14 protein-coding genes are annotated in these 12,778 nt (G+C 67.1%); 5 read left to right on the forward strand and 9 right to left on the reverse strand.

The window, feature by feature from the left end; all coding sequences use genetic code 11:
• Positions 1 to 2 precede the first annotated feature (2 nt).
• Positions 3 to 626 carry a M23 family metallopeptidase gene (locus tag QP512_RS15085; protein ID WP_286069429.1) on the forward strand — a complete coding sequence of 208 codons (624 nt, stop codon included), beginning with the start codon at positions 3 to 5 and terminating at the stop codon, positions 624 to 626.
• Positions 627 to 646: 20 nt separating this feature from the next.
• Here the strand turns inward: QP512_RS15085 and QP512_RS15090 are convergent, their stop codons facing one another.
• The 7 genes from QP512_RS15090 to hflK form a co-directional block, all read right to left on the reverse strand.
• Complete coding sequence (locus tag QP512_RS15090; protein ID WP_286069431.1) at positions 647 to 1,054, reverse strand: hypothetical protein; 408 nt, start codon at positions 1,052 to 1,054, stop codon at positions 647 to 649.
• The gene (locus QP512_RS15095) at positions 1,017 to 1,661 is read right to left on the reverse strand and encodes a transcriptional regulator (protein ID WP_286069432.1); all 645 of its coding nucleotides are present in this window, start codon (positions 1,659 to 1,661) and stop codon (positions 1,017 to 1,019) included. The genes QP512_RS15090 and QP512_RS15095 overlap by 38 nt, the downstream gene beginning before the upstream one ends.
• 50 nt (positions 1,662 to 1,711) lie before the next feature.
• Entirely contained in the window at positions 1,712 to 2,338 is a 627-nt protein-coding gene (locus QP512_RS15100; protein ID WP_286069433.1) for a hypothetical protein, read from the reverse strand.
• A 127-nt stretch (positions 2,339 to 2,465) separates the two neighbouring features.
• Positions 2,466 to 3,758, reverse strand: a complete 1,293-nt coding sequence (locus QP512_RS15105) for an adenylosuccinate synthase (protein WP_142806544.1) — start codon at positions 3,756 to 3,758, stop codon at positions 2,466 to 2,468.
• 313 nt (positions 3,759 to 4,071) lie between these two features.
• Positions 4,072 to 4,257, reverse strand: a complete 186-nt coding sequence (locus tag QP512_RS15110; RefSeq protein WP_286069434.1) for a DUF2065 family protein — start codon at positions 4,255 to 4,257, stop codon at positions 4,072 to 4,074.
• Positions 4,258 to 4,325: 68 nt separating this feature from the next.
• Positions 4,326 to 5,189: a protease modulator HflC gene (locus QP512_RS15115; RefSeq protein ID WP_088026795.1), complete on the reverse strand. Its 864-nt coding sequence runs from the start codon at positions 5,187 to 5,189 to the stop codon at positions 4,326 to 4,328.
• On the reverse strand, positions 5,186 to 6,319 hold the full coding sequence (gene hflK / locus QP512_RS15120; RefSeq protein WP_286069435.1) for an FtsH protease activity modulator HflK: 1,134 nt from the start codon (positions 6,317 to 6,319) through the stop codon (positions 5,186 to 5,188). Before hflK ends, QP512_RS15115 begins: the two co-directional genes overlap by 4 nt.
• A 153-nt stretch (positions 6,320 to 6,472) precedes the next feature.
• Here hflK and QP512_RS15125 point away from each other — a divergent pair, with 153 nt between their 5' ends.
• The gene (locus QP512_RS15125; protein ID WP_286069436.1) at positions 6,473 to 7,468 is read left to right on the forward strand and encodes a YhdH/YhfP family quinone oxidoreductase; all 996 of its coding nucleotides are present in this window, start codon (positions 6,473 to 6,475) and stop codon (positions 7,466 to 7,468) included.
• A gap of 88 nt (positions 7,469 to 7,556) precedes the next feature.
• Entirely contained in the window at positions 7,557 to 7,928 is a 372-nt protein-coding gene (pilH, locus tag QP512_RS15130) for a twitching motility response regulator PilH (protein WP_005410644.1), read from the forward strand.
• Positions 7,929 to 8,016: 88 nt separating this feature from the next.
• Here pilH and QP512_RS15135 read toward each other — a convergent pair whose 3' ends face one another.
• The gene (locus QP512_RS15135; protein ID WP_286069438.1) at positions 8,017 to 8,904 is read right to left on the reverse strand and encodes a DnaJ C-terminal domain-containing protein; all 888 of its coding nucleotides are present in this window, start codon (positions 8,902 to 8,904) and stop codon (positions 8,017 to 8,019) included.
• A gap of 261 nt (positions 8,905 to 9,165) precedes the next feature.
• Here QP512_RS15135 and QP512_RS15140 point away from each other — a divergent pair, with 261 nt between their 5' ends.
• Positions 9,166 to 9,648 carry a peroxiredoxin gene (locus tag QP512_RS15140; RefSeq protein WP_286069439.1) on the forward strand — a complete coding sequence of 161 codons (483 nt, stop codon included), beginning with the start codon at positions 9,166 to 9,168 and terminating at the stop codon, positions 9,646 to 9,648.
• Between the two features lie 29 nt (positions 9,649 to 9,677).
• Positions 9,678 to 10,253, forward strand: coding sequence for a ferritin-like domain-containing protein (locus tag QP512_RS15145; protein WP_286069440.1), 576 nt, complete (start codon positions 9,678 to 9,680; stop codon positions 10,251 to 10,253).
• Positions 10,254 to 10,387: 134 nt separating this feature from the next.
• On the opposite strand, the gene pbpC is transcribed toward QP512_RS15145, so the two are convergent.
• Positions 10,388 to 12,757 carry a penicillin-binding protein 1C gene (gene pbpC, locus QP512_RS15150; protein ID WP_286069441.1) on the reverse strand — a complete coding sequence of 790 codons (2,370 nt, stop codon included), beginning with the start codon at positions 12,755 to 12,757 and terminating at the stop codon, positions 10,388 to 10,390.
• Positions 12,758 to 12,778 lie beyond the last annotated feature (21 nt).

Consider the following 12,778-nt stretch of genomic DNA (forward strand, 5'->3'; position numbering starts at 1 on the left):
CCATGCGTCTTTCGCAGCTGATCGTGCTGGGCGTGCTGCTGGGTGTGGGACTGGGCTGGTGGCTGCGCCGCGATGCCGCCGAACCCACGGCGGCGTCCTCGCCAGCAATGACCTCCACCGTGTCGGCAACGCCGACGGCGGAACCGACCACACCGAGCGCGCCGCTGCCGGCCAGCCTGGACGCAGCACCGGGCGGTCTGCTGCTGCCGGTGCAGGGCGTACTACCCTCGCAGCTGCGCGACACCTTCACCGACGCCCGCAGCGAAGGACGCGTGCACGATGCCATCGACATCATGGCCGATGCCGGGACGCCCGTGCTGGCGGTGGCCGACGGCACGGTGGAGAAGCTGTTCGACAGCAAGCGCGGTGGGCTGACGATCTACCAGTTCGAGCCCAGCGGACGCTGGTGCTACTACTACGCGCATCTGCAGCGCTATGCCGATGGCCTGGCCGAAAAGCAGGTGATCAGGCGCGGCGAGGTGATCGGTTATGTAGGCAGCACCGGCAATGCCAGTGCGGACGCGCCGCACCTGCACTTCGAGGTGCACGTGCTGGGGCCTGAAAAACAGTGGTGGAAGGGGGAATCGATCAATCCCTATCCATTGCTGCGGGCGGCCGAACGCTGACGCGTCAGCCCTCGCTTTGCTCAGAGGCCAGAGGCAACACGCACCGCTTCACAGGCTGTGATCAGGTCTTCCACCAGGCGCCCGCTGACATCGAGTTCGCCCTCGTACTCGGCGATGTTGCGCTGCTGGTGGCACTTGTCGAGTACGCGCCACACCTCGGGACCAACGCCGAGCGTGTGCTTGAGCGACTGGAACACGATGTAGCGGTTGCTGGGCCGGAATCCCTTCGCGCGAAGCGCGGCCAGGCTCAAGGCGTGCGCGGCGTTGTAGGCAAGGTCGAAGCGGCTTTCCAGCGACAACGTGGCATTGCGTGCGTCACGCAGCCGCGCAAGGCCCGAGCGCTGCAGCCCTTCAATCTCCCGCGGATCGGGCGGTTCGGCGGTAAGCGGTTTACCCGCCCCGACCAGATTCTGCAATGGCGAGGTCATCCTTTCCTCCAATCACCCACACCTTGGGTTGTTCGAGAACACGCTGCAGGAAGGCATTGCCCTTGCGCAGGCGATCATTCAATTCGTCGTGCGTGTACAGCGTCGGGTTAACCGGCCGTCCCAGACGTTCCTCCAAAGGATCAAGCACCGCCATCAACTCAGCATAACCCAGCGTATCGGACACGAGCATCAGATCGATGTCGCTGTGCGCGCTGTCGGTGCGCTTGGCCACCGAACCGAAGACGAAGGCCAGCGCAATCTGGTCCTGCAGCGGTTGCAACGCCTCGCGCAGCGGCTGCGCGAGGCCGATGGTCTTGTGCACCAGCGCCACCAGTTCGGCATGGATGGGGGAGCCGGCAAATGCCCGATAACGTTTCTGGTTACCGACTTTTCGTTGCTCCACCAAGCCGCTTGCGACCAGCTTGGCCACTTCCCGCTGCACGGCGCCAGAGCCGGCACCGCTGCCACTGATCAGCTCGGAGATGCTGAAATCTCGACGGTCCTGGCCGAACAGCAGCGCCAGCACCCGCTGCTGGGTCTGGGTGAACAGTGCATCGGTCAGGCCGATGGGGCTGGACGAAGATGCAGTGGCGGTAGAGATACCCATACTGGGCATTATTGTGCCCATATTGGGTATTCCGCAAGTGCCTTCGCCAGCTACCGGGCGGGGATACGGCGCAGCGCAACGCTGGCCACATCCAGCCCGACACCGAATATCACAAGCAACATCGCCACCGGCTTCCAGAAGAAGAACGGCCACAGCCAGACGTAGTCCAGGTCGGTCAGCTTCAACAGGTCCAGTGGGGGCTGCAGTTCGATCACGGCCGCCCTGCCCGCCAGCGCCGGGTCCACCTCCAGCACGGTTACCCGCAGCCATGAGCGTCCGCGTGGCAACGCATCGCCGCGGCCATAACCAAAGTAGGACGCCATGAGGTCGCTGGATTCAACCGACGCCAGCCTGCGATCGATGCCCTGCCCGGCCACGCCCGAACGCTCCCCCGCGCGGAAATCTCCATGATTGGTGGGAGTATCGATGCGCAGCAGCACGTCAGGGTCAGCCTCAGCACCGTCTGCGGCATACCGCAGCCGCAGCCTCAGATGGTCATCGATGAAGCGGTAGACCGTCACCTCGGCCGTCGCGCCCGGGCTCAGCAGCAGCGGCAGGGTCTGGGTGCGCGAGGCCAGCTGGTTGGCGATGGCGCCGAGCGCCAGAACCACGCAGGCGATGCCCCACAGGCTCCACAACACCCACAGGGTGATCCGAACCACGGTCTCGCCTTTCACGCTGACATCCTGGTCATCGCTTTGCTTCCTCGCCGGCCCCGCTGACACAGTAACGAAGAAGCCCCGCTTTCGCGGGGCTTCTTCTTGCAGCGACGCCGGGTGTGGCCCAGCGCTACCGGTCACGCACTCAGGCGAACGGATCCTGCAAGACCATGGTGTGGTCGCGGTCCGGGCCGGTGGAGACGATGCTGATCGGGCAACCGGCCAGCTCTTCCAGCGAGCGCAGGTAGGCACGTGCAGCCGGCGGCAGGTCGTCCCAGTGGGTGATGCCGTGGGTGTTCTCGCTCCAGCCCGGGAACTCCAGGTACACCGGGGTGCACTCTTCCCAGCCCTGCGCGTCCAGCGGCGCGTACTCGGTGCGCTTGCCGTTGTATTCGTAGGCGATGCAGACCTTCAGCTTTTCCATGCCATCGAGCACGTCCAGCTTGGTGATGCACAGGCCGCTGATGCCGTTGATGGCCACGGCGCGCTTCAGTGCGACGATGTCCATCCAGCCGCAACGACGCGGGCGGCCGGTCGAAGCGCCGTACTCGGCACCGCGATCGCGGATGCCCTGGCCGACTTCGTCGTCCAGTTCGGTCGGGAACGGGCCACCACCGACGCGGGTGGCGTAGGCCTTGGCGATGCCCAGCACGTAGTCGATCGAATCGGCGCCGACGCCGGAACCGGCCAGCGCACCACCGACGGTGGTGTTGGAGCTGGTGACATACGGGTAGGTGCCGTGGTCGATGTCCAGCAGCGCGCCCTGCGCACCTTCGAACAGCACGCGCTTACCCTGCTTGCGCAGGTCGTGCAGGATGCCGGCCACGTCGGACTTCATCGGCTGCACGTACTCGCCGAAGGCCAGCGCTTCGTCGAAGGTCTTCTGGAAGTCGACCGCATCGGTGTTCAGATACTTGGTCAGCACGAAGTTGTGGTAGTCCAGCGCGGTGCGCAGCAGTTCTTCCAGCTGCTTCGGGTAGTGCAGGTCGGCGATGCGGATGCCGCGGCGCGCCACCTTGTCTTCGTAGGCCGGGCCGATGCCACGGCCGGTGGTGCCGATCGCCTTGCCGCCGGCAGCGCGCTCGCGCGCCTGGTCCAGGGCGATGTGGTACGGCATGATCAGCGGGGCGGCCGGGGAGATCTTCAGGCGCGAACGCACTTCCACGCCGGAGGCTTCCAGCTCGGCGATTTCCTTCTGCAGCGCGGCCGGCGAGATCACCACGCCGTTGCCGATCAGGCACAGCGCGTCGTCACGCAGGATGCCCGACGGGATCAGGTGCAGGACGGTCTTCTTGCCGTTGATGACCAGGGTGTGGCCGGCGTTGTGACCGCCCTGGAAGCGCACGACGGCGCCGATCTCCTCAGTGAGCAGATCGACGATCTTGCCCTTGCCTTCATCGCCCCACTGGGCACCAAGCACTACGACAGACTGACCCATGACGGGCTCCTCATATGTTGCGGCCATCGGGGCCGCGGACGGGTAAACCGTGGCGGGGCTGGCCAGCACCTGGAGGGCGGCTCCAAACGGGGAGCGGCCGGTGATGGAAGGCCCAGACACGGAAAAAGCCGAACGGGGAGGCCCGTCCGGCTTTTGTGCATTATCCGGGTTTCCGGGGTCCGGTGCCACCTTTCCGACGGGCGGCTTCACCGGCCGGTCAGGCGTCTCATGTAGAGCCGAGCCCACGCTCGGCTGCCTTCCCGCCGCTGCGCGGCGCCGCCCGGGCATGGGCTCGGACGCTACAGGGCGGGGTTCAGTGCCGTGCCCACCACAGCAGGCTCAGGCCGGCCAGCAGCACCAGCCCGCCGAAGCTGCGCAGGGCCGGGCTGGGCAGGTCCAGCAGGCGTTCGGCCATGCGCTTCCAGGCGAACGGTGCGGCGAACAGGAACAGGCCTTCCAGCACCGCGACCAGGCAGACGGCGGCGAACAGATCTTTCATGGGGGAACTCCAGAAAAAGCGCGGGGCCCGGCATTCAGCCGGGCCCCGTGGGGTAATGCCCTGCGACCTCAGCGGTCGTTCTTCAGGTACTGCAGGAACGGGTCGTTCTTGTCCAGCACGATCACGCCATTGCCGTCGCTCATGGAGCCGCGGTAGGCCTCCAGGCTGCGGTAGAACGCATAGAACGACGGGTCGGCCGAGCCGGCCTTGCCGTAGATGCGGGCGGCGTCGGCATCGCCTTCACCGCGCAGACGCTGGGCATCTCGCTCGGCTTCGGCGATCAGCACGGTGCTGTCACGGTCGGCCTGGGCGCGGATGGTCAGCGACTGCTCCTCGCCCTCTGCCCGCAGCTTGGCGGCTTCCTGCTTGCGCTGGGCGCGCATGCGCTCGTACACGTCGTTGATCACCTGGCTGTCGGTCGGCAGGTCCACCTGCTTGATGCGCAGGTCGATCATCTGCATGCCCAGGCCGGCCACGGCTTCGTTGATCCCCTTCAGCTGCTCGGCGATCAGCTCGCTGCGGTCGCCGGACACCAGCTGCTGCAGGGTGCGCGAGTTGATCTGGTTGCGCAGCGAGTCGGTGATGATCGGCGCCAGGCGAGCGTTGGCGATACGCGGATCGCCGCCGGTGGCCCGGAAGTAGTCACCCACGTTGGAGATGTAGCCGATGGCGAAGAAGTCGACGCTGACGTCCTTCTGCTCGGCGGTGAAGTACCGCGCCGGCGCGGTGTCGAGCACCTGGAAGCGGCGGTCGAAGACCTTCACCGTTTCCACCACCGGCACCTTGAAGTGCAGGCCCGGTTTGATGTCCGAACGCACCACCTTGCCCAGGTTCAGCACCATGGCGGTCTGGTCCTCACGGACCACGTACACCGAGCCGAGCAGGCCCAGCACCACCGCCACGATCACGGCGATCCAGATAGGACTCTTCATCGGCTGCCCTCCTCACGGCCGCTCGGTCGCCCGGTCGGGCGGCCCACCGGCCGGCCCGGATCACGGGACTGTTCCACCGCTGCGCCCGGCAGCGACGGCATCACCACCTCCGGGTTGGTCACCCCCGGCGGGGCCGAGGTGGTGGGACGGGTATCGCCGGTCATCGGCACGTAGATCAGCTGGCGGCCATCGCCACCAATCACCTTGCGGTTCTCGCTCAGCACCTGCTGCACGGTCTCCAGCCACAGGCGCTTGCGGGTCACTTCCGGGGCGTCCTTGTACTGGGCCTGCAACAGGCTGAAGCGCTGCGCGTCACCCTCGGCCTTGGACACCACGGCCTGCTTGTAGCCTTCGGCGGTGGTACGGGCACGCGAGGCCTGGCCTCGGGCTTCCGGCACGACCTTGGCGGCGTAGGCCTGGGCTTCGTTGATCAGGCGTTCCTTGACCTGCTGGGCGCCGTTGACCTCGTCGAAGGCCGGCTTCACTTCTTCCGGTGGACGGGCGTCCTGCAGGGTCAGGCCAGTCACGGTCAGGCCGGTCTTGAACGCCTTCAGCAGCGCCTGCAGGCGCTCTTCGGCGGCCACGGCCAGCGGGCCACGGTTGTTCAGCACGGCGTTGAGGTCGGCGCGGCCGACTTCCTCGCGCACCGCGCTCTGCGCGGACTGCTCCAGCACCTGGTCGGCATCCACGGTGCCGAACAGGTACTGCTGCGGGTCGTCGATGCGGTACTGCACGTTCAGCGAGACATTGACGATGTTCTCGTCGCGGGTCAGCACCGGCACCTGGATCGAGAAAGTCTTGATCTCGGTGGCGTTGACCTTGGTGACAGACTCAATCGGCCACGGCAGCTTGAAGTTCGGGCCGGGCTGCAGGATGCGCGAGAACTGGCCGAAGCGCAGCACCACGCCACGCTGCTGTTCGCCGATCAGCTGGAAGCTGGAGAACAGCACCAGCAGCACCACGGCCGCCACCACCCAACGCACGATGCCGCCGTCGAACAGGTCCTTCAGTGGTCCGGGCAGTCCGCCCCAGCCACCACCATTGCCACCGCCGCGTGACCCGAACGGCCCGCGTCGATTGTCCTCGGGGCCTTGTCCGCCCTTGTTGCCGCCGGGTGTATTCCAGGCCATGCACGCTCCATCAAGATGTGGGCTGCGGCGCGGGCCCTTCCCGCACCGCCAGCCGTGAAACCATCACCGATCATACAAGATGGGGCGGATCGGCAGGATCGAAAGGGGGGCAACGGGGTAAGGTGACGTTTTCCTCGAAGTCAGGCAACGCCGATGGCCCCCACCACCCCGTTCACCGCCTTCCGCATCGAAAACGACGACGCAGGCTACCGCAGCGGCCTGGCCCAGCTGGGTGTCGACGACCTCAACCCCGGCCAGGTGCTGATCCGCGCCCACTGGTCCTCGGTCAACTACAAGGACGCCCTGGCCGGCACCGGCAAAGGCAAGATCCTGCGCCGCTTCCCGCTGGTCGGGGGCATCGACGTGGCCGGCACCGTGGTCGCCAGCACCGATCCGGATTGGCGTGAAGGCGACGAAGTGCTGGCCACGGGCTGCGGCCTCAGCGAGACCCGCGACGGCGGCTACAGCCAGTACGTGCGGCTGGAATCCCGCGCGGTGATCGCACAGCCGGCCGGGCTGACCCCACGCGAGGCGATGGTGCTGGGCACTGCTGGGTTCACTGCGGCACTGGCCCTGCTGCGCATGCAGGACAACCGGCAGACCCCGGAACTCGGCCCGCTGGCGGTCACCGGTGCCAGCGGCGGTGTCGGTGCGCTGGCACTGTCGATCTTCAGCCGTGCCGGCTACAGCGTGCACGCGGTCAGCGGCAAGCCGGACCAGGCCGATTTCCTGCGCGGCATCGGCGCCACTGAGGTACTGCCGCGCGACGCGCTGGCCGACACCGGCCCGCTGCAGTCGGCGCGCTTCGGCGGTGGCCTCGACAATGCCGGAGGCGACATGCTGGCCAGCCTGCTGGCGCAGACCGTGCCCTACGGCAGCGTGGTCAGTGCAGGCCTGGCCGCCAGCCCGACGCTGGACATGACCGTGATGCCGTTCATCCTGCGCGGTGTCTCACTGCTGGGCGTGTCCTCAGCCAATGCGCCACGCGGACTTCGCGAGGAAGTCTGGGCGCGGCTGGGCAACGAATGGAAGCCGCAGCACCTGGAACGCATCTGCACTGCCGAAGTCGGCCTTGATGGCCTGCCCGCTGTATTCCAGCGGATGCTGGCCGGCGGCTCGCTGGGGCGCACGGTGGTGCGGATCGACTGAACGTCGCAGGCAGGCGACGGACGGCAGATGCGCCCCTCCCGCCGGTAATGTGCCCGCACTACACTGCGGGCATTACATGGGGAACAACATGGCACGCATTCTGATCGTCGACGACTCACCGTCGCAGCTGTTGGGGATACAGCGCATCGTCGAGAAGCTCGGGCACCAGATCCTGACCGCCACCGATGGCGCCGCCGGGGTCGAAACTGCAAAGGCCGAGCTGCCCGACCTGGTCCTGATGGACGTGGTGATGCCGAACCTCAACGGTTTCCAGGCCACCCGCACCCTCGCCCGCGACGAGGCGACCCGGCATATTCCGGTGATCCTGGTGACCACCAAGGACCAGGATACCGACCGCATGTGGGGCATGCGCCAGGGCGCCAAGGCCTACATCACCAAGCCATTCTCGGAAGACGAACTGTCCGAGGTGCTGGAGCGCGTGTTCGCCGGGCAGGGCTGAAACATTCCGGTGGGTGCCAACCTTGGTTGGCACGCTTTGAACGGCCAAAAGGCGCGCGGACCAAGGTCCGCACCCACCACAATCGGTCTCAGATCGTCTCGCCAAACGCCTTGGCCAGGTTCCGGTACGCCTTCTTCTGCGCCTCGTCGGTTGCGGCCGGGGCCACGATCTCGATTTCGACGATCTGATCGCCATCCGGATTGCCCGGAAGGCCACGACCGCGCAGGCGCAGCTTGCGGCCGGCGTCGGAGTCGGCCGGGATCTTCAGCTCCACCGCACCGCCCAGGGTCGGCACGCTGATGCTGGTGCCCAATGCGGCCTGCCACGGGGTGACCGGAAGCGTATAGAGGATGTTGCGGCCATCGACCTCGAACTGCGGGTGCGCGGCGTACTCCACTTCCAGCAGCAGGTTGCCGCCATGGTTGCCCTGCCCGGCCAGCCGGATCACCTGGCCCGGACGGATGCCCTTGGGCACGCGCACGTCCAGCTGCTTGCCGTTGACGGTGATGCGCAGGCTCTCACCGTTGTAGGCCGCCTCCAGCGGTACCGACAGCTTGGCGCGGGTATCGCGGTTGGGCGCATGGCCCTGGCTGCTGAAGCCCGGGCCCGGACCGGCGCCACCACGCTGGCGCGCGAACAGGCTTTCGAAGAAGTCGCTGAAGCCGCCATTGGGGCCACCACCCCCGAACACTTCCTCGAAATTGAAGCCCCCGGCGCCGCCGTAGTTCGGCGGCACGTTGAACTCCTCGCCCGGGCGATAGCCCTGCGCGCGCAGCTGGTCGTAGGCCGCGCGCTTTTCCGGGTCACGCAGCGCCTCGTAGGCCTCGTTGACCGCCTTGAACTTGTCTTCGGCCCCGGCCTCCTTGCTGACGTCCGGGTGGTACTTGCGTGCCAGCCGGCGGTAGGCGGTCTTGATCTCCGCCTCGCCCGCGCTCGGTTCCACCCCCAGGGTGGCGTAGTAATCCTTGAATTCCATCCAGCTACCTCGATTCGCTTCGGCCGCGCCGGTGGCGCCGCCCCGGGTTCATTCTACGCGCCGGCGATGCTACGCCGCCCCTCGTGCGGCCCTGGTGAGGCCGACTGATCCTGCGCAATGCGGCTGCCATCCCCATGCCCCAGGCTGTGACTGGAAGCCTGCCCCGCCAGGCCTGAAGATGGGGCCTGCACGCCCGTTTTCCAATGTCTTGACGCCCCTGTCCCACGCCGGCCTCTAGCCTGCCCCTGCAAGGAGTCCACCATGACCATCCACGTTGGCGACCGCATTCCGGAAGTGACCCTCAAGCGCATCCGCGAGGGTATAGAAACGCTCGATACGCATTCGCTGTTCGACGCGCGCAAGGTGGTGCTGTTCGCCGTGCCCGGTGCGTTCACCCCCACCTGTTCGGCCCGTCACCTGCCCGGCTACGTCGAAAAGTTCGAGGCATTCCGCCAGCGCGGCATCGACGTCTACTGCATGGCTGTCAACGATCCGTTCGTGATGAAGGCCTGGGCCGCCGACCAGCACGTGCCCGACGGGCTGCTGATGCTGTCCGACGGCAATGCCGAACTGACCCGCGCGCTCGGCCTGGAGCTCGACGCCAGCGCCTCGGGCATGGGCATCCGCTCGCGTCGCTTCGCGCTGTACGTGGTCGATGGCGTGGTGCGCGCAGCCTGGGTTGAACAAGCCGGCCAATTCGAAGTCTCTTCAGCCGAGTACGTGCTGGAGCATCTGCCCACCTGATTTTCCACCGCAAAAGGAAACGGCCAGCCATGTCCAGCAAGCCAGCCAAAACCCCCACGCCCGCCGAAAAGGTTCCCGGCATCAGCGACCGCAAGACCCTGCGTGATCGCGCCCGGCGCAACATCGAGGACGGCGCGATCACCGACAGCTACAGCGCCGACCGCAAGGTGGTGATCAAGCTGCTCAACGACGCGCTGGCCACCGAGTACGTCTGCGTACTGCGCTACTACCGGCATTACTTCATGGCCAAGGGCATGCTGGCCGACGCGGTCAAGGCCGAGTTCCTGGAGCACGCACAGCAGGAGCAGGCACACGCCGGCAAGCTGGCCGAGCGCATCGTCCAGCTCGGCGGCGAACCCGATTTCAACCCCGATACGCTGACCGCGCGTTCGCATGCGGAGTACAAGGAAGGCAGCGACCTGCGCGACATGGTCCGCGAGAACCTGGTGGCCGAGCGCATCGCCATCGACAGCTATCGCGAAATGATCAACTTCATCGGCGACCGCGACACCACCACCAAGCGCATCCTTGAGGAAATCCTGGCGCAGGAAGAGGAACACGCTGATGAATTCGCCGATCTGCTGGATGGGTGGATCGGGGAATGACGGCCTGACGCTCCCTGTAGAGCCGGGCCCATGCTCAGCTGCTCCTGCGACGTGCGTGCAGCGGTCAGCCGAGCATGGGCTCGGCTCTACAACAGCGTGGCAAACATACGGAACGTGCCAACCGAGGTTGGCACCTACCGGAGTACGGTGAACCGCACCTGCGTCCACGCGCCATCAGCGGCCAACGCAGTCAGGGTGTGCGCGCCCGGTTCGGCGAACTCGCGCTGCATCAGCTGCGCCCCACGGGTCTGCGCGATCCAGCGACCATCCAGCAACCAGTCCACAGTCTGCTCGCTGCCCAGCGCGCGCAGCTGCAGGCGTACGCCATGTTCGGAGTTGGGTGCGCGCGCCAGTGCGGCACCATCATTGAGGCCATCAATGTGCAACGCGACGCTGGCCTCGCGTCCATCATCACGGCAATCCGGCGACAGCGCGGGCAGCTGCGAGGCCTCGCGTGTGGCCTTGGGCAGCCACGGTGACAGCAACGCCGGCCAGCGCGCGATCTCACGCGCGACTTCGTCGTGCGGCAAGCGGCAATCGGCCGACACGCGCAGCCCGGTATGCGCGTCGGCAAGGTAGCGCTGCCGGCCTGGCTGCCAGCGCCGCGCCTCGCGTTCAGGGAAGGTCGGCGGTGCTGCGCCATCCAGCAGGTACGCTGACATCCGCCGCTGGCACAGTGCCGCTGGCAGCCCTTCCGCACGTTCGCCGGTGGGCCAGCAGACATCCTCCTGGCTGACAGTGGCCGGCATCGGCGCGGCCGCCGAATCGCCGCGCTGGCGCGGCAGGCTGTCCACCACTTCAAACATCAGTGGCAATGCGGTGACCGCACCGTACTGGCCCGGCAGTGGCGTGCCATCCGGCCGGCCTACCCACACGCCCACGGTGTAGTGTCGGGTACTGCCGATGGCCCATGCATCGCGGTACCCGTAACTGGTGCCAGTCTTCCACGCCACGCGCGGGCGGCCACCGACATCGAAGGTTCCCATGCTGTACCCCGGGCGTGGATTCGACTCCAGCATCTCGCGCACGATCCAGCTGGCACCCGGCGAGGCCAGGCGCCGCTCGATCATCGGCTCGTCATCGGAGTAGCGCACGCGCCCGGCGATGCCATTGCGGTTGAGTGCAGCGAATGCACCGACCAGGTCTTCCAGCCGCGCACCGGTACCCCCCAGAATCAGCGACAGGTTGGGCGTGCTGCCCGGCGGGAAGCGCAGCTGGATGCCGGCGTGCGACAGCCGCGCAGCAAAGCGCGCCGCACCGACCCGCTGCAGCAGGTCCACCGAGGGCACGTTGAGCGACAGGCGCAACGCACTGGAAGCGCCGATCGGACCGTTGAAGGCCATGTCGAAGTTGCCAGGGCGGTAGCTACCGAAACTCTGCGGCGCATCGACCAGCAGGCTTTCCGAATGGATCAGGCCATCGTCCAGCGCCATCGCATACAGGAACGGCTTGAGCGTGGACCCCGGCGAGCGCCAGGCCTGCACCATGTCGACGTGACCCAGCCGCTGGCGATCGCCGAACGCCAGCGTGCCGACGTAGGCACGCGCCTGCAGGGTCTGGTTGTCGACCACCAGCAGCGCGGCCGAGGTGCGTTCGGGCAGCGTCGAGAAGTAGCTGGCCACGCGTTCCTCCAGCGTGCGCTGCAGCCCAATGTCGATACTGCTCTGGATGCGTGCCTGGCCCGGATGCGCCGAATGCAGGCGCTGCGCCAGCAACGCGGCGTGCAGCGGCGGACGCAGCGAGCGTGCCACCACGTTCTCGATGCGCGCGTCGTCCACCTCTCCCGGTGTCCACGCGCCCAGTTCGGCCATGCGTGACAGCACCTTGTCGCGCGCTTTCTGCGCCGCTTCCGGATGACGGTCCGGGCGCAGCCGGCTCGGCGCCTGCGGCAGCACCGCCAGCAGCGCGGCCTCGGCATGCGACAGCTGCGCCGCCGGCTTGCCCAGATAGGCCCAGCTGGCCGCTTCCACGCCTTCAATGGTGCCGCCGTACGGCGCGCGCTCCAGGTACAGGGCCAGGATCTGCCGCTTGCTCAGGTGCACTTCCAGCTGCACCGCGCGCAGCATCTGCTTGAGCTTGCCCCACGGCGTACGCGTATGCGGGTCGAGGATGCGCGCGACCTGCATGGTCAGGGTCGAGCCACCGGACACGATGCGGCCGCCGCGCAGCAGCTGGCCGCTTGCCCGCAGGATCGCCAGCGGATTGATGCCCGGATGATTCCAGAACCAGCGGTCTTCGTAGGTCAGCAGCGCCTGCAGGTACAGCGGCGACACGCTGTCGATCGAGGCCGGATAGCGCCACACGCCCTCGGCATCGGCGAACGCGCGCAGCGGCGTGCCGTCCGCCGACACCACCAGAGTGCTGGTGTCGCGCTGCTTCGGCAAGGGCGGCGGGAAGGCGAAATCCAGCACCAGCAGCAGCGCCAGCAGCGCCGCGGTACCCCAGCGCAGCCACGGCCACAGCGGCTGCAGCCGGCGGCGCAGGGCCGCCAGCCGGTTTTTCATTGCGTCTTTCATCGCACATTG

It is taken from the genome of Stenotrophomonas sp. 57 (assembly GCF_030291075.1).
Classification (GTDB): Bacteria; Pseudomonadota; Gammaproteobacteria; order Xanthomonadales; family Xanthomonadaceae; genus Stenotrophomonas.

Bases quoted from the DNA above. Each gene is read 5' to 3' on its own strand.
- QP512_RS15110 (WP_286069434.1), bottom strand. From the start codon at position 4,257: ATGAAAGATCTGTTCGCCGCCGTCTGCCTGGTCGCGGTGCTGGAAGGC.
- QP512_RS15090 (WP_286069431.1), bottom strand. From the start codon at position 1,054: ATGACCTCGCCATTGCAGAATCTGGTCGGGGCGGGTAAACCGCTTACC.
- pilH (WP_005410644.1), top strand. From the start codon at position 7,557: ATGGCACGCATTCTGATCGTCGACGACTCACCGTCGCAGCTGTTGGGG.
- QP512_RS15105 (WP_142806544.1), bottom strand. From the start codon at position 3,758: ATGGGTCAGTCTGTCGTAGTGCTTGGTGCCCAGTGGGGCGATGAAGGC.
- QP512_RS15115 (WP_088026795.1), bottom strand. From the start codon at position 5,189: ATGAAGAGTCCTATCTGGATCGCCGTGATCGTGGCGGTGGTGCTGGGC.
- QP512_RS15145 (WP_286069440.1), top strand. From the start codon at position 9,678: ATGTCCAGCAAGCCAGCCAAAACCCCCACGCCCGCCGAAAAGGTTCCC.
- QP512_RS15135 (WP_286069438.1), bottom strand. From the start codon at position 8,904: ATGGAATTCAAGGATTACTACGCCACCCTGGGGGTGGAACCGAGCGCG.
- pbpC (WP_286069441.1), bottom strand. From the start codon at position 12,757: ATGAAAAACCGGCTGGCGGCCCTGCGCCGCCGGCTGCAGCCGCTGTGG.
- hflK (WP_286069435.1), bottom strand. From the start codon at position 6,319: ATGGCCTGGAATACACCCGGCGGCAACAAGGGCGGACAAGGCCCCGAG.
- QP512_RS15085 (WP_286069429.1), top strand. From the start codon at position 3: ATGCGTCTTTCGCAGCTGATCGTGCTGGGCGTGCTGCTGGGTGTGGGA.
- QP512_RS15140 (WP_286069439.1), top strand. From the start codon at position 9,166: ATGACCATCCACGTTGGCGACCGCATTCCGGAAGTGACCCTCAAGCGC.
- QP512_RS15095 (WP_286069432.1), bottom strand. From the start codon at position 1,661: ATGGGTATCTCTACCGCCACTGCATCTTCGTCCAGCCCCATCGGCCTG.
- QP512_RS15125 (WP_286069436.1), top strand. From the start codon at position 6,473: ATGGCCCCCACCACCCCGTTCACCGCCTTCCGCATCGAAAACGACGAC.